This window comes from Pseudoalteromonas luteoviolacea H33-S (genome assembly GCF_001625695.1).
In the GTDB taxonomy this organism is placed as follows: Bacteria; Pseudomonadota; Gammaproteobacteria; order Enterobacterales; family Alteromonadaceae; genus Pseudoalteromonas; species Pseudoalteromonas luteoviolacea_B.
This window is the reverse complement of sequence record NZ_AUXY01000131.1, coordinates 1-23359: the sequence shown is the minus strand read 5'-3', so window position 1 is coordinate 23359 and position 23359 is coordinate 1. Positions and strand designations below refer to the sequence as shown.

18 protein-coding genes are annotated in these 23359 nt (G+C 41.6%); 5 read left to right on the top strand and 13 right to left on the bottom strand.

What is annotated here, in order from left to right; translation table 11 throughout:
* The 4 genes from N477_RS23925 to N477_RS23910 form a co-directional block, all read right to left on the bottom strand.
* The coding region (locus N477_RS23925) for an SdrD B-like domain-containing protein (protein ID WP_155732022.1) at positions 1-4704 on the bottom strand (4704 nt) is incomplete at its 3' end.
* A gap of 186 nt (positions 4705-4890) precedes the next feature.
* A complete protein-coding gene (locus N477_RS23920) occupies positions 4891-6972 on the bottom strand; it encodes an ATP-binding protein (protein ID WP_196760691.1) in 2082 nt (693 codons plus the stop codon).
* Positions 6973-7148: 176 nt separating this feature from the next.
* On the bottom strand, positions 7149-7748 hold the full coding sequence (locus N477_RS23915; RefSeq protein ID WP_063363384.1) for a response regulator transcription factor: 600 nt from the start codon (positions 7746-7748) through the stop codon (positions 7149-7151).
* 9 nt (positions 7749-7757) lie between these two features.
* Positions 7758-8867, bottom strand: a complete 1110-nt coding sequence (locus N477_RS23910) for a sensor histidine kinase (RefSeq protein WP_081216571.1) — start codon at positions 8865-8867, stop codon at positions 7758-7760.
* Between the two features lie 122 nt (positions 8868-8989).
* Between N477_RS23910 and N477_RS23905 the strand changes: the two genes are divergently transcribed.
* The 3 genes from N477_RS23905 to N477_RS23895 all read left to right on the top strand — a co-directional run bounded on the left by N477_RS23905 (position 8990) and on the right by N477_RS23895 (position 11959).
* A complete protein-coding gene (locus N477_RS23905; RefSeq protein ID WP_063363383.1) occupies positions 8990-9850 on the top strand; it encodes a DMT family transporter in 861 nt (286 codons plus the stop codon).
* Positions 9850-10557, top strand: coding sequence for a glycerophosphodiester phosphodiesterase (locus tag N477_RS23900; protein ID WP_063363382.1), 708 nt, complete (start codon positions 9850-9852; stop codon positions 10555-10557). The genes N477_RS23905 and N477_RS23900 overlap by 1 nt, the downstream gene beginning before the upstream one ends.
* A gap of 196 nt (positions 10558-10753) precedes the next feature.
* Positions 10754-11959 (top strand): methyl-accepting chemotaxis protein, encoded by a 1206-nt coding sequence (locus N477_RS23895; protein ID WP_063363381.1) that lies wholly within the window; start codon positions 10754-10756, stop codon positions 11957-11959.
* Between the two features lie 44 nt (positions 11960-12003).
* On the opposite strand, the gene epmA is transcribed toward N477_RS23895, so the two are convergent.
* Together epmA and efp are read right to left on the bottom strand one after the other, a co-directional pair.
* Positions 12004-12978, bottom strand: a complete 975-nt coding sequence (epmA, locus tag N477_RS23890; protein ID WP_063363380.1) for an elongation factor P--(R)-beta-lysine ligase — start codon at positions 12976-12978, stop codon at positions 12004-12006.
* Positions 12979-13064: 86 nt separating this feature from the next.
* Positions 13065-13631: an elongation factor P gene (gene efp / locus N477_RS23885; RefSeq protein ID WP_063363379.1), complete on the bottom strand. Its 567-nt coding sequence runs from the start codon at positions 13629-13631 to the stop codon at positions 13065-13067.
* 41 nt (positions 13632-13672) lie between these two features.
* Between efp and epmB the strand changes: the two genes are divergently transcribed.
* The gene (epmB, locus tag N477_RS23880) at positions 13673-14686 is read left to right on the top strand and encodes an EF-P beta-lysylation protein EpmB (RefSeq protein WP_063363378.1); all 1014 of its coding nucleotides are present in this window, start codon (positions 13673-13675) and stop codon (positions 14684-14686) included.
* 20 nt (positions 14687-14706) lie between these two features.
* On the opposite strand, the gene N477_RS23875 is transcribed toward epmB, so the two are convergent.
* A complete protein-coding gene (locus N477_RS23875) occupies positions 14707-14916 on the bottom strand; it encodes a hypothetical protein (RefSeq protein ID WP_039608091.1) in 210 nt (69 codons plus the stop codon).
* Positions 14917-14988: 72 nt separating this feature from the next.
* On the opposite strand from N477_RS23875, the gene N477_RS23870 reads away from it, so the two are divergent.
* Positions 14989-15282 (top strand): hypothetical protein, encoded by a 294-nt coding sequence (locus tag N477_RS23870; protein WP_063363377.1) that lies wholly within the window; start codon positions 14989-14991, stop codon positions 15280-15282.
* A gap of 22 nt (positions 15283-15304) precedes the next feature.
* Here N477_RS23870 and N477_RS23865 read toward each other — a convergent pair whose 3' ends face one another.
* The 6 genes from N477_RS23865 to N477_RS26530 all read right to left on the bottom strand — a co-directional run.
* On the bottom strand, positions 15305-15799 hold the full coding sequence (locus N477_RS23865) for a DUF3016 domain-containing protein (protein WP_063363376.1): 495 nt from the start codon (positions 15797-15799) through the stop codon (positions 15305-15307).
* Between the two features lie 130 nt (positions 15800-15929).
* Positions 15930-18989, bottom strand: a complete 3060-nt coding sequence (locus N477_RS23860) for an efflux RND transporter permease subunit (protein ID WP_063363375.1) — start codon at positions 18987-18989, stop codon at positions 15930-15932.
* On the bottom strand, positions 18986-20059 hold the full coding sequence (locus tag N477_RS23855) for an efflux RND transporter periplasmic adaptor subunit (RefSeq protein ID WP_155732021.1): 1074 nt from the start codon (positions 20057-20059) through the stop codon (positions 18986-18988). The genes N477_RS23860 and N477_RS23855 overlap by 4 nt, the downstream gene beginning before the upstream one ends.
* 16 nt (positions 20060-20075) lie before the next feature.
* Positions 20076-20774 (bottom strand): DUF3313 family protein, encoded by a 699-nt coding sequence (locus N477_RS23850; protein ID WP_063363386.1) that lies wholly within the window; start codon positions 20772-20774, stop codon positions 20076-20078.
* Positions 20775-21107: 333 nt separating this feature from the next.
* A complete protein-coding gene (gene lexA, locus N477_RS23845) occupies positions 21108-21719 on the bottom strand; it encodes a transcriptional repressor LexA (RefSeq protein ID WP_063363373.1) in 612 nt (203 codons plus the stop codon).
* A gap of 1345 nt (positions 21720-23064) precedes the next feature.
* A partial coding sequence (locus tag N477_RS26530) for a hypothetical protein (protein ID WP_231098145.1) occupies positions 23065-23359 on the bottom strand: 295 nt, incomplete at its 5' end.

The window sequence follows — 23359 nt, the reverse complement described above, 5'->3', positions numbered from 1 at the left end:
ATCCAAGAACACTTTACCTGAAACTGATTTATCACCTATCAGAAGTTCTGCAAATGAGTGTCCTTGTGATGCCGACCCAGATGTAAGTACGATATTGGGAATTTCATCGCTGCCTTGGCTATTAGCCAGCACACTTCCAGATCTCGCCTCTTTACCATCTCGGTAACTATTCAAGGCTGCTTGAGCCGGCTGGGTCAATTTATAAGTGCCAGGTACTAGGTCATAAAATACAAATTGACCATTGGCATCTGTTGAAACGCGTTGTTGAGTTATCGCTTGTCCACCAGCAGTTACACCATCCAGTAGCACCTCAATACCAGACAAACCGGAATCAATACCGCTGTCAAAAAGACCGTTATTTACTTTATCAACATATACATAGCCAGATATTAAGCCTTGGATCACTTCCGTCGAAGAAGTGGCTTTATTGTTTAACTTATTTGTATCAAAGCCTTGTGTTTCTACCCAAGCTTCATTCACCACAAGGTTATTGCTCGGTAGCGCATTAAGCGTAACCGGGATACTGATCTGCACTGTTTCATTCATTTCAATAAGCGGAATATTACAACGAATAAAATCAGTCAATGCCCCTGTACTAGGCGAATTTGCTCGAGAATTAGTACAGCTACCTGATGATGTCACCGCATTGCCTGCGATGCTCAGATAGCTTGGAAGATAATCGTAAAGTACGTTGTCAGCGCTATCACCTGGGCCAGCATTACTGAGCGAAAATTGATAATTAAACTGGCTACCCAATGCCACTTTATTTAAAGAAGCAGTTTTAGTCAGCGCCAAGTCTACGGCGATGCGAATTGATGTTTTTTCACTCTCATCGTTGTTTGCCGTAATAAGATCTTTTTCATTTGAAAAAATAGACGCACTGGTCGTCGCAACTTCACCAGTCGTTGATGGGCGCGACAAAATCTTAAAGAACATATAGCGGGTATAAATTGCTGACTGACCACCAGTATTCTCAAGCAATTCATTTTCTGCCAAAGAAGAGCTACTATTTTCTGGCCCTAAACAGTTAAAGGTGGTTTGAGTATTAAAAGTCAGGTTTTGATTATCACAACGCGCAGTCACTGCACTACAGGTTGCGTTAGAGCTGCTATCACATAAAAATTGCAGTTGTTTAGAGCTATTAGCCGGAGAAATGGTAAAGTTGTACCCAACACCACTTGCTACAGAAGTCTCACCGTTATTGTCCGTCAAATATTCTAAATCAACTTTATAAACCACCACATTATCGAGCGTAGCTGGAAATGAACCCGGTGTCGGATACCAAGCCAATGGGTCACTGATGTCATTGTTTTCAATTTTCAGGTTAGCTTCGCGAATTTGTACAGTTAAAGCCTTATTGAAGCTATTATTTGTGGTGTCACTATCCAATGACATATTTGAGGCGGATATTTGGCTTGTACTCTCTAATACCCAATCTTGACGATCAGAGGCACTTTTAGGACGAGTTTGGATGGTAACACTTTGTACTTCATTGCTTTCTAGCGACCCAATACTACAACGTAAAGTCTTCGTCGCTTCTGTGTATGCACAGATATTACTTTGCCCAGCCCTAGAAAAGCTATTGCTTACATATTGATACTCTTTGCCCGTTGGTACATTGAAAGTATGCTCTAGCACCACATTAGTTGCTGCAACTGCACCAATATTGGCAATATGGATCGTCTGTAAGGCGATATCACCGCTTAACACCGTTGGCTTCGCATACACAACATTCGTCACTGCCAAATCAAATAATGACTGTGCTGTTGTCGTCGCACTAGCCGAGTTATTTGCTGTATTCGGATCGATATGTGTATTGGATGACACTTCTACGGAGTTAACAACTTGGCCATTGGTCGTGACAAAAGGCCTGACAACCGTCAATGGAATCGTCACGCTATCATTAAGGGCAAATGTTTGACCGGTTTCCAAACGGCAAGTGATGGTCGTTTGTGTGTTTTCGTATTCACCAGTATCAGCCCTAACACACGAAAAACGTGCACCAAGCGTACTATTTACAGATGATGGGAAGGTGATCCCTGTCTCTTTATTGCCTTCGCGTGATTTAAAAGTCGCATTAAAAGTATCAACAATAGTGAGTGAACCCGTATCCACCCCAGTAATATTAGAACCCGACAAGTTTCTAACTGTGATCTGATAACTTATCTCATTTTGAGAGGTCGTAATACTGCTTGTATTCGCCACTTTTTGAATACTTAAATCAGCACTCAAGGCACTTTTAATTGTCGCGGATACGGATGCTTCCCCTGGCGCACCACCGGCGTCGGTTACCGTCGCAGTGTTTTGTAAATCACCCACTGAAGTTGCTCGAGTAGTGATAGTCAAAGTCGGCGCTGTCCCGGTCAAAGCAATACGACTTGTATCTGCATTTTGATACAGACAAGTCACCTTACCACCACTACCATCTGCCAATTGCTCTGAGGCACTACAAGACCAGTTTGTGCCATAGCTGCCATTGGCAATAAATGTTTCTCCACTTGGTAGTGCATCTACCACAGTCACCTTACCAAGTGTTGTGCCATTGCCTGTGTTTGAAACCACAATGCGATTGATAATCTCACCAGCTTGCTCAACTAAACTGGTGCTAGATGTTGAGGATGCTGATTTGGCTTTTGTAATGCCAAGCTGCACAGGATTACGCGGATGCAGTCCCCAGCCTTCAAAATTGGCAACATAATCAACGCCACCCACTGTCATAGTCGCTGTGTTTTTAGGTCTGTATTGGCTCTCTGTGCCTGTATATATCGGCGAACGCGCTTTTATCAATATCTCAACAGTTTCATTCGCACCAATTTCAGCGCCAGTACAAGTGACCTTTAAATTAGAGATAACACACCAGTCCACAACCGTTTGCCAAGACCCATTGCTATATTTGCGTGTTGCTGTAGAAAGAGGGATGTAACCTGACGTATTGGCAAAGTCATCTTCGACTTTAATCCCGCTTGCAGCTCCACCGCCTGAATTGACTATCTTGATAGAGTAATAAAACTCTTTATTCATATAGTTAATGTTGGAGCCCCAGTTCAAATCCGAAGATTTAGTGATACTAAGATCCGGCGCTCTATCCAGAATAGAAAAACTGGCGCTATTACTGGTGGACTCGCGTCCACCATGGGCAACAGTTGCCCAATTAACAGCACTTTGGCTCACGGTTTTTGCTTTTGTTTTAATCGTAACTTGCCATATTTGCGATTTAGCGAAGCTATTTGAGATAGGTGTACAATCAAGCCTCTGTGTATCACCTGAGTTCAAAGCACAAGTAAAATGACTTGAACTGTAACTCACGTAGCTGAGCGAATCTGGTAATGTATCAATCAGAGACTCAATGGTCGTTGCCTCTGATGTATTGGTCACTGTAATTTGGAAATCGATCTCATCGTCAACGTAATAAGTAGTGCCATTTAGCAGCGTTTTATTCACTGAGACAAATGAAGTCTGTGCGATACTTGTTTTAACACTCGCACTGGCTTTATCGTTTGCCGTATTTAAATCTAACAAATCAGCGCTTACTTGCGCTGCGGTTGAAAATGTTGCCTCAAATGCGGGTGCATTGGCATAAATTCTTACTACAGCGCTGTCATTTTTCACCATAGTACTTGTAGATTGGCAAGTAACCACAAGCGAAGTGACATTACATGACCAACCGGAAGGAGCTTGGGCTGTGATATTACTCATACCACTTGCCAAAGTCGTGCTCAAGTAAGCCGTTGTTAGCGAGCTTGGGCCTAAGTGGGTAACAGTCACATCGTAGTAGTGACGTTCATTGACTTGTAAATTTAAAGGCCCATACCAAGAAGGTGTACCATCAGCTTTGTATTGCTTTATAGCAACACCTAAATCGGCATTTGGGTTAATGGGCGTATTCACTGATGCTTGATCATTTGAGGCATCTATTTCTGCAGTATCACTACTAATGCTGCTGCTGGCTGTGACAGTGCCACTGCTGACCTGACTAACACGAGCTTGAATATTTAAAGTGGATGATGCACCTGAGGCAAATGCTGCGATTGTACACGTGAGTGTTTGACTGCCTGAGCAGCGCCAGCCGTCAAAATCTACAGTGCTGGCATTCTCCCACGATGTAAAGCTTGGTAAGTTGAGCTTTACGACCGCATTAGCAGCAGCATCAGGTCCATTATTTTTCACACCGATTTGATAAGTAAAGACCGTGTCTAAGTTAACTGACACAGGGTTTGCTAACAGCGAAGTAATTGCTAAATCAACACCCGCTACAATCGAAGTATTTTGGGTTTCAGTGTTGTTGAGTAACTTATTACTTGATTCATTGTCTGCGCTAATACGCACACTCGGCTCTATAGTATCGCCTGTCTGAGCGGATGTTTTAATGGTTACTTGCAGTGAATCACTCACTCGCCCAGATAGTTGGCCAATTGGACAAGTTAATTTACTTTTAGTTATACCGCCATCTTGATAGTTAGATTGAGTACAGGACTTAGAGCTAGATACGAAGCTCGTTGTTGGCGGCAAAAAGAATTCGACAGATACATTATTCGCAGTATCTTCTTCAGAGTTAGTAAACTCAAGGTTATAACGTACTTCTCCACCTCTAGGTACTGTCGTATCTAGATCTTCGAACGTAGAGATTTGTAGATCAACTGCAAATGCGAAGCTCGCAAAAAACAGAAAAAACCATGAGAAAAACGAAAATAAAAACTTCTTCAATTTCAATAACCCGAACAATATGCCAACACTCAGTCCGCTTTCACTGTGTCACTAATGAAAACGGATGAGAATTTTATTGAAAATGGTTACTGTAATCCAGTGTAATTTCCCTTTTATAACAACATTTGTAAACAAGAAAAGGACCCTAAAAGGGTAAAACTACAACTTTAAGGTTTAATGAATAATTTATTGCAATACCTTAGAGTGATACTCAGATAATTTATGTGCACTTCGCTTAGCCAAACTATGCAATGATTGCCAATCCACACCTATCAAGTCAAACATGGATAAACGTACATCTTGAAGCGCAACATGTAACATCATCATACCAAGTGCACTGGCTTCTTCCTCCAATTGAATTAGCTTTTCTTCTAGAGCTTCATATGCCTGAATATCAGCCAACCCGCGAAGTTGAGCAAACTCATAATCTAAGCGGTCGTTTAAGTACATCAACTTTGCATTGAGCACTTGCGGGCTCATAGTCTCAGTCAGTCCTTCAATCACAGAATAATCTAGTATATTTTGTTCATCCAAAAAGTGCTTAGCAGGCATCAGTAGTTGACTAAGTAATCGCTCTAAGCGGGCTTGCTGAATGGGTTTTGCCATGAAATACTCAATCCCCGCTTCTCTATAAGCTCGCTGAGACTGCTCGTCTACATCGCCTGTAATGGCAACAACGACCGGCGCTTGTTGAAACTGAAATTGTTTAAAAACACCTTGGTACCAATCAAGCCCATGGCCATCGCTTAAATGCATATCAAGAAACACAATATCAAATTGCCTATTCCTCAAAGCCGACTCGGCAGCAGACAAAGTCCCTGCAATTTCGTAGTTTAGTCCCAATGAGCTCAAAAAATGCTTTAATATTTCTTGGTTTAATTGATTATCCTCAACGACCAAAATATCACCGCATAGTTGAGCTTCAACATGCTCCTCAGACAAACTCCCTTGTCCAGAATTCTGCTCGGCATTTGAAAGGCTCAGCTCAATATCAAAATAAAAGGCACTGCCTTGTCCCACAGTGCTGGAGACATGCAATTGGGTATCCAAAGCTTCCAAGATCTGCTGACATAACATCAAGCCGACTCCAGCACTCTGTGCGATAGAACGAGCGGAGTCAAAAGAAGAAAAAGGCTGGAACAACTGCTCAACCTGTCCTTGTGTCATCCCCTCACCTGTGTCTGTCACTTCAAAGCGTATGACACTGCCTTTATCGCTTGTACTTTGCTGTTTTATAGACAGCGTAATGTCACCGCTTTCTGTGTACTTAATTGCATTAGACAATAAATTTTTCACCACCAGCCCAATGCTATCTTGATCAACTAAAAACAGTTTGTCGCTCGAAAAGCCAGTTAAGTGAGTACACAGAGAGATCTCTCTGTCTTTAACTAAGGGCTGAAATTGCACAATCAACAGTTCAGCAAATTGTGCGAGGTTTAATGGCACTTGCTTGGACGACTTTCCTCTGGCGTTAAGCAATACTTGATTGGCCAGATCGGCCAGTGACATTGCCGTAGAAATGATCACATCGCAATACTGACTATATTTTAATGGCTCTCTAGGGGCCTGTTTGATCAGTTCAGCATGCCCCACTATCGCGTTCAAAGGCGTTCTTAATTCATGGCTCAGCAAAGTTAAGAAACGCTCTTTTTTTTGCGAGTCTTGCTTAGCTTTTAAAGTAAGTTCTGCCAACAGCTGCTCTTTACGGCAACTACACAGCAAGCAAAGTGAAAAGCACAAAATAAGTGGCATTACGATAACAGACAACGAAAAAAATTGATTCACCCAATTATTCGTGCCCATGGTATCTGTGTGCTCGAAGTTACCAAGCATGCTAAGCCGAAGTGTAAATACACTGAGCAGGCAGATACAGGCTGTCGCAAAAGTCCAATGCGCCGGTGAAAAAGAGGCCGTACTTTTATTTTGGCCTAAAAATAATGCGCGCAAGCAAAGCACCATGGCGAGCAACCACACCAAATAATTGACGACCACTCTAACTAAAAAGCTCGGTTCAAAAAAAGTAAAGTACACAAAACTAGGAAAGAAAACGCAGGCGAGTATACCCCAAGGAAGTAGGTAAGAAACGACATTAAAAAACCGTTCCACACCTCGAGTCAACATAAATAACCCAAGCAATATTAAAGTGTTGGGTACCATTATGGACCATATGGGCGACAGCGATAATGACGCTTGAAACATACAAGCAATCGCGGCACAGGATACAAAACCAAACCAAAGTCGCGTACCTGGCGTCTTTTTATGGATCAACCAGTTCACCATCATAAACACGGCACATACGCAGGTTGTTAACGCCAAAATTTGTAATAGTAGTTTCGGATCGCCCATGAATTAAAAGTTACAATATTTTAATTTATTACTAGTATTATATTACTAATAAAAACCACTAATAAAGAGGGGTGACCATTTATAGGTGCAAAATTTATTTAAAGCCAACCCTTTTGTCTTGCAATTCGGGCTGCATCGATGCGGTTTGTCGCGTTTAGTTTAGCAATAGCATCTGATAAATAATTTCTTACCGTCCCCTCACTCAAGTAGAGTGATTCAGCAATTTGCTTGGTTTTAAGGCCTTCTCCAGCAAGCCTTAACGCTTTTCTTTCTTTATCAGAAAGTGGATCGTTATCATCAAGCGCATTCATCGCCAGCTCCGGATCAATGACTTTTTGCCCTAAAGCTACTTTTTTTAGCGCATTAACCAGATAATCACTGGGTGCTTCTTTGAGAATAAAGCCTTTTACATCAGACGCCATTGCACGTCGAATATAGCCGCTACGAGAAAATGTGGTCATGATCACCACTTTTACTTTTGGGTGCTTTTCCTGTACTTCTTGAGCGAGTTCTAGCCCCGTCATATTCGGCATTTCAATATCGGTCAGCACAATATCTGGGGAATTGCTAGCCAGAAACTCTATCGCTTGCAGCCCGTCCTCAACCTGCGCAACAACTTCAAGTCCAACCTCTAAACTCAGTAACGCTGATATCGCATTTCTTACCAGCGCCTGGTCCTCGACCACCAAAATCTTCATCTCTACTCCTTATTGAGGAAGCTGTGCTACCAGCTTATAACCACCTGACTTGGTTACACTTAAATTACCGCCAAGCTCTTCGAGCCGAGATTTAATACCATGCAATCCATTTCCCCAAATAACTTTGCCTATTTGACCATCGTCCTCAAAAGACAGTTGGTGAAAATTATTTTGTTCGTGAAGGGAAATCTTCATCTGTCTAGCATCACTGTGTTTAATCACATTGGTCACAGCTTCTTTAGCGACAAAGCAAAAACAGCTCTCTTTCTCAGCGGAGAGTGGGCCACAATCAATCGTCTTTTGGACCTCAACGCCTTTATCTCTTAGTCGAGATGCCATTACATCTAGTTGTGCTGTTAACCCTAGTTGCTGCATACCGGATACTGCTTCTCGTACTTCTGATAAAGCAATACGGGCCAACTCTGCCACCTCTTGTGCTTCTGCTTCCGCTTTATCCAGCAAACCTGCTGCAATAAATTTACCCGCCAACTCTGACTTTAACGATATGGAACTGAGCGAATGCCCGAGTAAATCATGTATGTCCCTCGCAATCCGTTCACGCTCAGCAATTTTTGCTAATTGCTGGATCTGTTCTTTGCTTTGCCGTGTCTCGTTGCTGTGGATCCTATCTTTATATTCTACGTACCCAAAGCTGAATAACCCTAAGGAAACTACGCATGCTGGTCCAAGGAAATACGCCCAGTTATCAACCGAGATAAACAACACTGTTACCACAGTAATGGAGAGCACAAGCAACGCAAACATAAGCCAACGAGCAAAGCCCAAAAAACAAAACCCAATAAAATATGCAATATAGCCAAATAACGTACTCGTCCCTGGTGTGAACTGTGTTGCCAATATGCAGGTCAATACCATGGTGATGATCAAGGGCAGTACTTTACTCGATGGAGATTTCAGTGCTTTGCAATAAATGAATGTAAATACAACATAAGCGATTACCTCATATGCGATTTCAGCACGGGTATGTATATTCCAGCTTCGATACAGTGGGAAAAAATAAAATACTGAAAAAAATAAATGACCATAGTTGCCCAAAAAGTGTCTACTTGGTCTCGCAATATGCATTGAATGTGTAAAATGTCCGACGCCGAGGTTCATGCCTGTTACTTTTCTAAGGTATATAGAATGTTATTTTTAATTTAACATGCTCGTGCTGAATCACTCAGTGACAGTTGTCACTTAATTCAAATAAATTTAGCAAACAATAAAAGATAAAAACTATGCAGCAACATCAATCGGCACTTATAAACTTACACCTCGCTGTTTTTCTGTTTGGCGGCACCGCCCTTTTCTCTAAGCTCATCGCGCTCCCTGCACTTGATATAACCGTTTATCGCACAGCCATCGCATTTATTGCCTTAACGATCATTCTCAAAATGCAAAACAAGCACCTTAAGCTTGATCAGCGTAAAGACTATTTTATTGTTATCGGGTTAGGCATCATTGTTGGTATTCACTGGGTGACCTATTTTGCCGCGATGCAAATGGCGGGCATTGCTACAGGTATCATTGCCTTTTTTACCTATCCCGTGCTCACTGTTTTACTAGAGCCGCTGTTTAGCAAAACACGTCTGAAGCTTACCGACTTGTTGATTGCTACCATGGTGATTTTTGGTATTTATCTAATGATGCCTAATACGGATTTAGGAGACCAAGTGACCTTCGGTATTTTAACCGGCGTGCTGTCTGGTGCATTTTTTGCTATGCGGAACCTGCTACAAAAAAAATACTTTTCACAGTATGGTGGCCCACATACTATGCTTTATCAAACTTTAACAGCCGCGGTTGTTTTGTCCATGTTTGTTGACACTCCACCTACGGGCTTACCATTACAAGATATCTACTATCTGCTCCTAGCTGGCGTAGTATTCACAGCGATTCCTCACTCATTATTTGCCAGCAGCTTACGCTACTTGAGTGCAACCACAACTGGACTAATTTCATGCTTGCAGCCCTTGTATGGCATTGTATTGGCTTATATGCTGTTATCTGAGACAACCAGTATGACAACACTTATTGGCGGTATATTAGTAGTCAGTGCCGCTTTTTATGAAACTTGGTCAATAACAAGGAATAAATGATGATCCAAGTATTTGCACACCGCGGTGCCAGCGGCATGTATCCCGAAAACTCGCTAAGTGCAATTAGCGCAGCTTTAGAGGTGGATGTACATGGAATAGAACTTGATGTACAAAGTTGTCGTGATGATTATGCCATCATTCATGACACATGGTTAGACCGAACTACGAACGGTAAAGGCATGGTAAAAAATGCGTCCAGAGCAGAGTTAAACAAACTGGATGCTGGCAACGGTGAGGGGATCCCAACTTTACAAGATGTCTTTAACCTTATCGGGAAACAGGCAGATATAAACCTCGAGCTAAAACATACTTACAGCCTAGATAAATTCGTCAACTATATAGAAAAGAATGTGCAAGAAGGCATTATTGAGCGCTCACAGCTGATACTGTCTTCTTTTGATCACCACCAACTTGCTTGGCTCAAACAAAAACTCCCTTGGGTTAAGATTGGCGCTTTAACTGCATCTATCCCATTGCACTATGCCGAATTTGCACAGCGCCTGCATGCATACAGCATTCATATCGATAAAAATTTTATTAATCATGAGTTTGTTCAAGATGCTAAGCAAAGAGGCCTGAAAATCTATACTTATACAGTAGATAAGCAGCAAGACATAGAGCAAGTGCTTGAGATGGGTGTGGATGGGATATTTAGTAATTACCCGTGCCATGCAAAAATGGTCATCAATAAATGGCAAAACAAGTAACTTTTCCAGCCATTATTGAACAAAGCACGCTATTTTACAAAAAATAGCGTTTAGTTGGGAAACCAACGCTTACAAGCTTAAATAATTCCACTAAATGGTATACTTTAATAAGACTGATCGTAAATTTCTGGCCCAAACTATGGGTTGAGTCAGTATTTACCCAATTGGCGAGTGATAGCCTATGACGAGTTTGTACATGCGGATATATAATTTAATTGAAGAGTCTTTGTTTTATACATTAACCCGAAAAATTTTCGGTAACCTTGGGTTTTTATTTGTATTTCAACTACTCACTTTAGGCTGGCTCTATTCATATTTGAGTGACTCTGGTAGCAAATTTGGTGGTTTTTGGCTACTCGCATTCGCATCTATCGCCGCTTTTATATTCACCTTCTTTTACATGCGCTTTTTGATTGTACGTCCAGTGCAAGCCATGCGAGACAGGTTAGAGCAAATAAACCGCCAAGATGGAAATTTATCAGCACAGCTTCCTCAATTTACTTATGATGAATTTAGAGATCTCAGTGCGCAATACAACACCTTTACCTCTCACTTAGGCGATCTATTAGGGAATACCTATAAAAGCGCTGAAGCCGCCACTGCGAGCAATCAGCAAGTCACCTATTCTATGACCAACACGGTATCTGTAGGTGCGCAGCAAATTAACCAAGGCGACAACATTATCGCAGCCAGCGATCAGGTAACACATAGCCTACAAAGTATTGTCAGTAATACCGACCAAGTTTATCAAGCCAACACAGAGAGCTTGCACTTTGTCAGAGGCTCGTCTCAGTCTTTATTGACGCTGGTTAGTGAAGTGCAGCAAATCACGACATTACTCGGGAACTTCTCTACAACTGTCGCAGGGCTCAAAGAGAATAGCGATAATATCCGTAATATTCTCAAAATGGTTGAAGAGTTTTCTGATCAGACAAACTTACTTGCGTTGAATGCTGCAATTGAAGCAGCCCGTGCCGGTGAAGCCGGTCGCGGATTTGCGGTCGTCGCAGATGAGGTGAGGAACTTATCGGTTAAAGTGAATGATGCCACAAGGCAGATCAGCGACTTTATCAACCAAATGGATCACCTTGTCAGTGAAACACATCAGGAGTCTGAACAACTGATCTCTCATTCAAGCGGTGCAGAAAAAGCCATCAGTGAAACTTCTCAAGGTTTTTCTGATATGAGCGCTGATTTTGAGCGTAATCAATCGCAACTGGAAGAAATTGTCAGTGCAGTGCATCAGTTAGAAGAAACACAAAACCACACTCACCAAGCTGTGCAGCAAATTGTCGAATTAGGCCAATCAGCAAAAGAACAGTTAGATACTGCACTCAGTGACTGTCAACATGCCCACCAGCTTACAGCTGCCACACAAAAAGAGTTGCAGCGATTTGTTTAGTAAAAAGCTCAGCAAATGCTGAGCTTTTTTGTATCCACCGTACTTTAAGCACGTTCAATATCAAAGGCAATCACTTCCTTTATCTCGCGCTTGCCTGTGGCCAGCATCACCAAGCGGTCAATGCCCAAAGCAACCCCTGCACAATTAGGCAAGCCTTGACCTAATGCGGCTAAAAAGCGCATATCTTTATCTACGGTAGGCAAATTCATTTGCTGACGCTGCACGTTATCTTCATCAAAGCGCTTACTCTGCTCATCAGCATCAGTCAATTCATTGAAGCCGTTAGCCAGCTCCATCCCTTTGTAGTACAGCTCAAAGCGCCCCGCTACTCGCTTATCTTGTTCATTTAATTTAGCCAGTGCAGCTTGTGAAGCAGGAAAATGGTACACAAAACAAGGCACATCTTGACCAATCTGAGGTTCAATTTCCATGCAAAATAACAGCTGTAACAAAGGATCAATTGTGGTTTCTTGGTCAGCAATGTCTTTATAGCCATACTCTGCACAGACTGCTTTCAATGATTCCAACTCTATCGTTAACGGATCAATGGACAAATATTGCTGGAATGCCGCTTGGTAGCTTATTCTTTGGGCTTTATCACAAGATAAAATGCGTTGCATAAGCGCATCAATTTCATCCATTAATAAATACTCATCAAACCCCGGGCGGTACCACTCGAGCATGGTAAATTCTGGGTTATGATGACGGCCTGACTCTTCGTTTCGAAACGCTTTGCTAATTTGATAAATCGCACCGCTACCCGCTGCAAGTAAGCGTTTCATCGCAAACTCGGGGGAAGTCTGTAAATACAGAGGCAAACCTTGAGCATAACTCGGCCCAACAAACTGCGTTGAGAATGTCGCCAAATGGACATCCGTCACTGACGCCTGACTTAAACTCGGCGTTTCCACTTCATAGACATCACGCTCAGCAAAAAATGAACGGACACTTGCCAGCACTGCAGCACGCTGTTTAAGGGTTTCAATTTGCGCACTCGGCGCCCACTTCACCTCATTCATGGGTTACCTCGGATAATATTGATAACGACAAAAAAAATCTCGACCGAAGCCGAGATTTTCTTACGTCAAAGTGATTAAGTAAATAATTACTTAACGCGGCTCACATATTCGCCAGTACGCGTATCAACTTTGATCACTTCACCAATTTGTACAAACAGGGGTACACGTACAACCGCACCGGTTGTTAGTGTCGCTGGCTTACCACCAGTACCCGCTGTATCACCTTTTAGGCCAGGATCTGTATCTGTGATCTCTAGTTCAACAAAGTTTGGTGGTGTTACTGCAATCGGGTTACCGTTCCACAGTGTGATTGTACAAACGTCGTTTTCAACTAACCACTTTACATTGTCACCCAATGCTTTTTCGTCAGCTGCGATCTGCTCAAATGTGTCGTTGTTCATGAAGTGCCAGAACTCGCCATCTGTATAAAGATAAGCTAGATCTGTTTCCATCACGTCTGCGCCTTCCACAGAGTCGCCTGATTTAAACGTCTTTTCTAATACTTTTCCTGAGATCAACTTACGGATCTTAACGCGGTTGAAAGCTTGGCCTTTACCTGGTTTAACCATTTCGTTTTCTAGGATCGTACAAGGCTCGCCATCCATCATAATTTTTAGGCCGCCCTTGAACTCGTTGGTGCTATAATTCGCCATCGTATCCTCTAATCATCGTATTTCGAGTAATAAACCTGCTAATGATACAAATAAATGAAGTAAATTTGCATACTAACTGGCAAAAAGAATTGGCGAATGTCGTTACTTGCCCAGATACACTACTCAAAATGTTGGGCTTGGAGTCTCATTTCAGTGCAAAAGACCTCGCTGCCAAGCGGCTTTTTCCTGTTCGTGTGCCAAGACCCTTTATTGCCAAAATGCGCTACGGTGATCCCAATGACCCGCTGTTATTGCAAGTGATGCCACTGCATCAAGAGTTTATTGCAGCCTCTGGATTTAACAAAGACCCGCTCGAAGAACAAGACGCACCTGTGCCAGGTTTGCTACATAAATACCAGTCTCGGGTGCTGTTAATGCTTAAAACAGGGTGCGCAGTAAACTGCAGATATTGCTTTAGACGTCACTTTCCCTATCAGGATAACCAAGTCAACAAACGTGCGCTTGCTCCGATATTTAAGTACTTGGTTGAACACCCTGAAATTAATGAGGTGATTTTAAGCGGTGGCGATCCACTGATGGCCAAAGATGACATGATCTGCTGGCTATTAGATGAATTAGAAACATTGCCCCAGATAAAACGGATCAGGATCCACAGTCGTCTACCCGTGGTTATTCCTGCAAGAGTGACCGATGCACTGTGTAATCGATTAGCAAACAGCCGTCTCAAAGCTATTTTGGTTAATCACATTAACCACCCAAATGAAATAGACGATGATTTCAAAGCTGCTATGGGTAAGCTTAAACAGGCCGGTGTCACGCTATTAAACCAAGCGGTATTACTCAAAGGTATCAATGATTGTGTTCAAACACTCTCTGCGCTAAGCGAAGCTTTGTTTGACAGTGATATTCTGCCTTATTATCTCCATCTACTTGATAAGGTTGAAGGTGCCAGTCACTTTGATATGAGCGAATCTGAAGCGATTGAATTGGTAGCTCAGATGCTAGAGATATTACCGGGCTTTTTGGTCCCCAAGCTGGTGAGAGAAATCGGCGGCAAACAAAGTAAGACGCCGATTGATTTGCATTTAAATTAAAATGCGAACATCAACGTATATTAAGCATATACGTTGATGTTGTTGCCCAAGGTTGCCGTCACTGACTTAGCAGGAGTTTGCGCTGCCGCAGTACTCCCTGCTGACTCAATTAACGCGAGGGCTGCTCGTCCATCTGCTTGCTGTTGCTTTTTCGCCAGAGAAGCACTGTATACTTCGCCACCTGGACCAGCGCCAGACATAGCAGGAAGGTTACTTCCGGAAATATTCATAGGTATTCACCTGACAAGTTTGATGGATCCGAGTAAAATATCGGCCGATTTACTTAAGACTTTAGGAAAAACATGCAAGCAATCATCGAAAAACTCAACGAAAATTTAAAAGTTGTTTATCGTCAAGCACTTGATGCAGATAAAAAATTAGATGAACTACAGCAGCAAGGGCATGGTAAATTCGCATCACTGTTCACGAAAGACGCAGGGTTTGGCTTTGAAGCAAAGCGCTTTAAGCCCTATGTACTTGATGTTGCAGCAGATGTAGATGCATTAAGTAAATCAGAACAATTAGATGAAGAACAACTGAAAAAGACCGTATTTAAGTTACAGCAGTTGTTGCAACTATTAGCGACATTCAAATAAAAAGAGCGCCTTAGCGCTCTTTTTATTTATTCGCGGTGCCAAACACCGGTGTCACCTCATCTTCAAACCAATCGCTTAATAATCGCTTGTCATAATAAAACTCAGTGTCTCTACCAAACTTTATTCTGTCCATAAAGCTCATATCTTTTAAAACTTTAGATTTTGCTTCCACCATTACATTACCCGCTTTATCGGTTACGCTATAAGTAATTTTTAACCGAGGAAAATAAATAGGTTTAATGATGCGAATATCATTCATGTTAAATCTAACATCACCTGCTAAATCAATATCCTCAAAAGTCACCGCTAACGTATAGCCTGCTGGCATGTCTGAGGCTAGCTTATTCAAATGCGTATCAAATTGCTTTGCAATACGCTTGTGATATCCGCCGCGAGTCTCTTTTGCAGGAAACACATCTCTATACTCTTTAAAGTCTAGCCATGTTACTTTTGCCTCTCCAGCACTGGCCATCATCGGCATAAAAAGTGCCATAATTGCATATTTGAAAAGTTTCATTATTTGCTCCTCTGGTTAGCCTGTGTGTTCATATTCTGCTCACTACGCTGAACAAAAACTTAAGGGTTACATTCATTAACAGGCTTTTACCGGCGTTCACCTTTTAAGCAGAGTGAACGCCATATCACCACTAGTTTTGCACCTTTACTCTATAAAATAACGCATAGAGTACAGGCACAATGCCAAGTGTTAGTAAGGTAGAAAACAGCAAACCGCCCATGATCCCAAGTGCCATCGGCTCCCACATTTCTCCCCCACCCAAATACAATGGAATAAGACCAAACACGGTCGTCGCAGTCGTTAATAAAATAGGTCGCATACGTTGCTGTGCGGCTGAGATAATCCCCTCAACAGGGTTATTTGGTGTATTCTCAAGCTCAATTTTGATCCGCTCCAACAATACAATTGCATTGTTTATCACAATACCCGCCAAAGAAATAATGCCAAGTAAAGTCATGAAGCCAAAAAATGACTGTCCTACTAGTAGACCCAAGATCACGCCAATAAATCCCAATGGAATGGTAGTCAGTACAATTATTGACTTACGGATCGAGTTAAATTGACCTATCAACAAGATAACGATAATAAAGACTGCTATCGGCATTTTATCTGCAATAGACTGATTGGCTTTACCGGAAGACTCAGCCTCACCACCCAATTCATATGAATACCCAAATGGCCAGTTTTGCTTTTGCTCTTCCAACCAAGGTACTAATGCCGCAAATCCTTCGTTCGCCGTAATGCCATCAAGCTGCGCACCCACTGCAACGGTTTTTAAACGATCGCGTCGTAAGATCTGAGCGCTTTCCCAAACCACTTCAATATCTGCTACCTGTTTTAAAGGCACCGATGCGCCTGTAGCTTGTGAATAAACCATCATGGCTTCTAATTTGCCAATGTCATCTCTGTCAGCGGCTACAGAGCGTAGGGTAACAGGTATTAATTCATTTCCTTCACGGTATTGTGTGAGCTCCAAACCACTAAAACCAGTTTGTAATGAACTTGCGATATCTTTGCTTGATACACCCACACGACGTGCGCGTGTTTGATTAATTTTGATCTGTACCTTTTTACTTGGCAAACCCCAATCATCACTGATTGCTTTGAGCCCCGGAGTCGCCGCCATTTGCGCCTTCAGCTGATCGACAATCGTCATCAAGGTATCTTGATCGTCCCCAGAGAGCCGGATCTCAACTGGGTTAGCTATCGGAGCACCATTTTCAATCTTTCGCTGCTTAATCAATAAGTCAGGGTGTCGGCTTAACGCATACTGCTCAATGTCCAGCATCAAAGCATCAATCAAGTGATAAGATGTGGTACTGACAATCATCAACGCATAGTTTGAACTCGTTGGCTCAGGCGTATGAGTTAATAAAAATCTTGGACCACCATTACCAACATAACTGACCCACTGCGTAACCCCCTCGGGACGCTCGCTTGATACCAGTAACTCATTTTGAATAAAGGCTTCCATGTCTTTTACCAAAGCCTCGGTTGTTTCTAACCGAGTACCGATAGGCAGCTCTAGCTCTACTTTGAAATAGTCACGATCTGAAGGTGGGAAAAATAATTTCGGAATTAACTGCATGCCTTGCAGCGCAATAAAAAATGCAGCCACACATGCCATCAACGTGATCCAACGGTGGCGGATCATGGTCGTTAACAGGTTTTTATAAGTTAAATAAACGCCAGTGTTGTAATCAGCAGCTTGTGATTTCACACGTGTAAAGTACACACACAACATGGGGATCATTGTCATGGCCAGCAACCATGAACATAGCAAAGTAATGGTCACAACCTTGAACAATGAAGCCGTGTACTCACCTGTCGATGATTCAGCTAAAAAGATAGGTAAAAATGCAGCGCCAGTGGTTAATGAAGACACTAACAAAGGCACTTTTAATTCATCCGCCGAGTCAACCGCAGCATCTATCGCCGCCTTGCCTCGCTCCATTTGTACCATGATATTTTCAGACATCACAATACCGTTATCGACTAACATCCCAAGTGCGATAATGAGTGCAGCTAGTGAAATTTGGTCAATGCTAATATGGAAAAATGACATCACCAAAATACCAAAGACCATACTCATTGGGATCAGGCTGGCAACAATAAGGCCTGTTCTTAGCCCCAAAGTGAATAACATCACTAAGGTAACAACCAATACCGCCTGCAAAAGATTGGAGACAAAGTCACTGACCTTTTGTTCGACTTCTTTAGGTAAGAAAGAGAGCAACTTAAATTCAACGCCAATGGGATAAACACTTTCTAAGTAGTTCAGGGTTTCTAGTACTTGCTCACCCAAAGCAATATTATTACCGCCTTGTCGCATAGAAATGGCGATCGTTAAACCGTCATCTAGGCCCACTCGTACCTTAGACTTTGCGGGGTCTACATAATCACGATAAACAACGGCAATATCAGACAGTAGCAATACCTGTTCGCTACCCGGTACATTGATGATGGTATTAGCAATGTCTTCTACTGACTCAAAATTGCCGCTCGGCTCAAGTGCGAGGGTTTCATCATTGATATAAATAGAGCCACCAGGATTGACAATATTACGTGATGCAAGTTGCTCTTTAAGCTGGTTAGGTGAAATGCCAAGGGCACCAAGCCGCGCGTTTTCAAATTCAATAAATACACGCTGTTCTTGGTTGCCATAAATTTCCACCTTTGCAGCCTCAGGTAAGCGCAACAAGGTATCCCTCACCTGTTCAGCGACATCTTCCAATTCACGATAGGTATACCCTTCAGCGGTAAGCCCTATGACAATACCGAACACATCCCCAAATTCATCGTTAACAATGGGAGTTTGTGCATCGCTGGGTAAATCTTTCTCTATACTCTGGATTTTACGCCGTAGGTTATCCCAGATAGGGCGCATATTCTTATAGCTTTCCTTGATATTGACGCTAACAATAGATACGCCAGTTTTGGAGGTGCTACTAACAAAATCTAATTCAGGGATCTGCTGTACAACCTTCTCTATTTGATCAGTGACAAGCTCTTCTACTCGCTGTGGGCTCGCTCCGGGGAAATAAGTAACCACTTGCGCTGTTCTGATAATAAAACCAGGATCGTAATCTTTTGGCATTTTATTAAACGAGATGATCCCAAAAAACAATAACGCTGCTATCAGTACCCAAGTTGTCCGGTTATTTTCTAATGCAAGTCTGGTTATATTCACTGGACCTCCTTGTTAAATTTTACAAGTTGTCCTTCACTCACTTTACTCATGCCAGCAGTCACAATATAAGCGCCTTCAGAGACGCCACTGACAACCGGAAAACCTAGAGTAGAAACCTCACCAATCACAACCGGGTTTTTCTTAATTTTTCCCTTGCCTGCTCCAGCAGACTCCACTGTCCATACAAAATTACCGGATGCATCTTTGAGCACAGTTTTTATTGGTAAGTAGAGACCACTTTTATTTACATCAGCGCCTTTGGCAAGCACCTTTGCTGTCATGCCCGGTAAGATGTTGTAACCCTCAGGGCGCGTCATGCTGAGAGTTACCTCATAGGCTTTTGTTACCTCATCAGCTTGTGTGCTCACTTCAACAAAGTCTAATGGAAAGGTTTTATCAGGGATCCCTGAAAACTCTGCAATAATGTGTTTAGGCGCATCTTTTGAGACTTTAATCATTAAGCTTTCAGGCACATTGACCTTAAGCGTTACATGCTTGATATCTTGCAGTGTTGCGACAACTTGCTTAGCTTGTACCTCTTCAAAACGCTCTATGTAAGTGCGTGCCACAACACCCGAAAATGATGCTTTTAAGCTTGTGTAAGACAAGTTGTTTTTTGCATTCGCCAATTTACTTTTTGCACTAGTAAAGTGGGACTGTAGTTGGTCATAGTCAGATTGCGAAATCGTACCGGATTTAATAAGTTGTTTAGCACGTCTAAAGTCAGCCTGTGCTTTATTATAATTAGCCTGCGCTTCATCTAAAGAAAGTTTGTATTCTGTTGCGTCTAACTTAGCAATAACATCACCAAGCTGAATTTCTTGCCCCTGCTTTACCAACAACTCTGTAACTTCACCTGGTACCTTAAATGATAGATCCGCGGAAGAAGCAGCATCAACCACCGCAGGGAATTCCACCAAAGGGCCATCGACTTGTGAAGAAAGCAATAATGTCCTCACTGGACGAAGCTGCTCTGATTGCTCTTGCTCTGACTTTTGCTCTGAACAACCAATTAATGCCAAGCAAAATATTGCCATAACACCTAGCTGCTTGCCTTTTATTATCTTCATAAAAGCTCCTTTAGTTTTACTGAACATTACGATGTTGAGTCATCGCAGTAACAAAATTATCTATCCAAACATCAAGTACGGCCTTAACCGTTTCGACATTCTCAGTGCCATCAGCCTTCAGTACCGAATCCAATTCTTTATGTGCAGTCATCATCACCACTGGGGCCTTTCGACTCCCCAAATAGAACGCTGACTCAAGTGACACATGTGTTAAAGCCTCGGTTTGCTCTGTCGCAGCCAAGTAAGCTGTTTTGCCCGCGTTATACACTAACCTGATAGGCACAAAGTCTCTTACCTGTAATGAAATGGGTTCAAATTGCACATCTGTAAATGCGCCTTCAATTGTCAATACAGTGTCGTCTACACCTTCGGGTTTTGCTGTTACAACTTTATAGTAAGGACTCAATTTGATTTGCATTTGCGACTGCATGTAATGACTTAGCTTAGCAACATGCTGAGGATTAATGTTTAAAAACTCAGATTCAGAAGCGTTAATCCACACTTCAAACTGAGGAATATAGAGCACTTCGATTTTACTTAACACTTCTCTATTGAATGTGTTATCGACGAATAAGTTGGTGTCTTTATAGTCGTCAGAGGGGAGTAATACATCATAATTGGGTAAAAAACCAGAACGTGTATTGTTTGAGCTCGAAGCACAAGCGGATAACATACATACCAAAGGCACAATCAATACTACTTTAAACCAAGTCATAAGCTGTTCCATATTCAATTCATTTCCAGTGGTTTTAACACAATCACAAGCAAGCCTCTGATCTCTTTTGAAATCAAATGTAACCTGTGAATACAAATAAATTTAAGTTCTTAAATTAAGACGAATAGCTCAGACTGCGAATCATGGATTTAGTGCAAAATAATTTTTATTTTTGCTTAACAAGCACGTATTCCAAAGCTGATGTTATATTTATGTAACGTAAGTATATGATATGGAAGTATAGCTTAAAAGGGGTCTGTTAATTTATAAAAAAAGTTTTGATGAGATAAGCTGAAATATAAGATCTCAGCTTATCAGGCAATCAGCAAAACGTTACAGGTTACCGCGGATCACACCAACAGCGAGACCTTCAATATTGAAAACCTCTTGCTCTAAGTCAACTTCAATCGGTGAGAAATCTTCATTCTCAGCATGTAAGAATACTTTTTTGCCGACTTTTTCAAAACGCTTAACGGTGACGTCTTCCTCAACACGGGCAACAACAACTTGCCCATTATTGGCAACTTGTGTTCTATGAACAGCAAGTAAATCACCATCCATTATGCCGATATTTTTCATACTCATGCCATTAACACGAAGTAGGTAATCAGCAGATGGTTGGAACATACCTGGATCTACTTGGCAATGATTCTCTATGTGCTCTTGCGCCAAAATAGGCTCACCAGCTGCTACGCGACCTACTAGAGGTAACCCCAGCTGCTCTGGCTCATCCGCTTCCACCAATCGAATACCGCGGCTTGCGCCAGGCACCATTTCAATGACTCCTTTTTTAGCAAGCGCTTTCAAATGTTCTTCAGCAGCATTGGCACTGCGAAAACCAAGAGAATCTGCAATTTCCGCACGAGTCGGTGGCATACCTGTGTCTTTGATAAAAACTTTGATCAGCTCGAATACTTGTTCTTGTCGTTTTGTTAAAGGTCGCATATAACTGGTTTTCCATACAGTGCATTTACTGTGAGTATATACAGTTAAAATTAAATCGCAATGCTAAACCTCTAATACTTGACTGATTCACTAGAACAATTTGGAACAAGGCAGCAACATTAAGAGGACACTACTTGATGAACCAGATAATGTGGCTAACAATTTTCCGATTCTCTATTAATAAGACTAAGATAATACCCTGAACGTGAAGCTACCATAATAACAACAAAAATCTCTAAGAATTTAATGATAATTGAAAATAGCCTCAAGCACAGGGGCTATCACACTCATCTAGGAAGTATACAAAATCTTTATAGGTTTTGACTAAGTACAGAATAAAAAGCACACTCTAATAAAAACAAAGAAATGATTGAGCTCTAAAGTTGAAAACCAACTTTGTTGCAAAATACAAAATAAGTAAAAAATAATAATTTAAATCACACTTTATTTATATGAAAAGCAAGAATGGAATTAAGAACAGCATTAATAGAATAAAAGTAATAATAAAATGAGTATTTCAACGCATAATAAATTAAGTGACAGAGCTACCATTAAGTAGCTCATTAAATATAGGCTTTAGCAGGCTGAAGTTGTATAAGTGCCTGGGCAAGTTCTAGTACCTGTGCACTCCCAAGTCTTGAAGAAGCCGCCTGCAACCTGTGGAGTCATCTCAGCTGGGACATTAGCTTTATCATGACTAATAAGTTTGATGTTTTTCTTTTTAAGTTTTAATAACATTTTTATTTCTCCTTGTTGACACCAATAAACCTAACAGTATTTATTTCTCATTTCAACAAAAATAAATAAATTATTATAGCGCATAATAATTTCGATAAAATCAATATAACCAAACGAAATTAAAAAACTAAACACATAAAAATATCTTGTTCTTAAAAAGATAAGCAACCTTTAAAAAACATATAAAGAGTATAAATGTATTAGATGTTTTTAGTCTCTCTACAAGCAGATTTTTAAAGTGTAAAAAGGCTCAGGTTATGACTACATTACATAACATCGTGTAGGCAGATACTGAGTAACGACCTGAGCGAAAACGACTCTGTAGGTATGTACTACAGCACACGAGCTTGACGAGCACGAACCCAAGGTGTCTCAGCATTTTCTAAAGGGCACAGTAAATTTATCATCAATGCTTTGCATCTTGTAAGTTGGGTTAGCGAAACAATAAATCTATATCTTCAACGAGAGGCTATATTTCGTCGAAAGTAATAGTTGTTCATTGCAAACAGTTGCGCTGTGATTACCCAATCTTTGAGTTTATGGCTCAGCATGAAGCGCTGGCATTCTTTTTACGTAAGATGAAACGAGCAATTTTAACGAGAGGTAATCAATACAGCACTATAAACGCAGCAACCAACTCAAAATAAGCAAAGCATGGATCCTGAAACGAGTTCAGGATGACATGGTGAAAAATGTAACGACAACGAGCGAAGCGAGCACGTTCAATTTGCGCAAGAAAGGTGTAAAAGGTTAGCGACAATGAACGAAGTGTATACGCTCCTTTTTGCGCAAGGTGATTAACGTGCAAAATGTAACGACAACAAGCGAAGCGAGTGCGTTCAATTTGTGCAAGGTGAAATGAGCCGTTTTGACCGCTGATGAGGGACTGTATGTATTTAAAA

Coding starts and splice junctions, on each gene's coding strand:
- epmB (WP_063363378.1), top strand. CDS start 13,673: ATGATACAAATAAATGAAGTAAATTTGCATACTAACTGGCAAAAAGAA.
- N477_RS23850 (WP_063363386.1), bottom strand. CDS start 20,774: ATGACTTGGTTTAAAGTAGTATTGATTGTGCCTTTGGTATGTATGTTA.
- lexA (WP_063363373.1), bottom strand. CDS start 21,719: ATGCGACCTTTAACAAAACGACAAGAACAAGTATTCGAGCTGATCAAA.
- N477_RS23875 (WP_039608091.1), bottom strand. CDS start 14,916: ATGAATATTTCCGGAAGTAACCTTCCTGCTATGTCTGGCGCTGGTCCA.
- N477_RS23915 (WP_063363384.1), bottom strand. CDS start 7,748: ATGAAGATTTTGGTGGTCGAGGACCAGGCGCTGGTAAGAAATGCGATA.
- efp (WP_063363379.1), bottom strand. CDS start 13,631: ATGGCGAATTATAGCACCAACGAGTTCAAGGGCGGCCTAAAAATTATG.
- N477_RS23895 (WP_063363381.1), top strand. CDS start 10,754: ATGCGGATATATAATTTAATTGAAGAGTCTTTGTTTTATACATTAACC.
- N477_RS23905 (WP_063363383.1), top strand. CDS start 8,990: ATGCAGCAACATCAATCGGCACTTATAAACTTACACCTCGCTGTTTTT.
- N477_RS23865 (WP_063363376.1), bottom strand. CDS start 15,799: ATGAAACTTTTCAAATATGCAATTATGGCACTTTTTATGCCGATGATG.
- N477_RS23910 (WP_081216571.1), bottom strand. CDS start 8,867: ATGAACCTCGGCGTCGGACATTTTACACATTCAATGCATATTGCGAGA.
- N477_RS23870 (WP_063363377.1), top strand. CDS start 14,989: ATGCAAGCAATCATCGAAAAACTCAACGAAAATTTAAAAGTTGTTTAT.
- N477_RS23900 (WP_063363382.1), top strand. CDS start 9,850: ATGATCCAAGTATTTGCACACCGCGGTGCCAGCGGCATGTATCCCGAA.
- N477_RS23855 (WP_155732021.1), bottom strand. CDS start 20,059: ATGAAGATAATAAAAGGCAAGCAGCTAGGTGTTATGGCAATATTTTGC.
- epmA (WP_063363380.1), bottom strand. CDS start 12,978: ATGAATGAGGTGAAGTGGGCGCCGAGTGCGCAAATTGAAACCCTTAAA.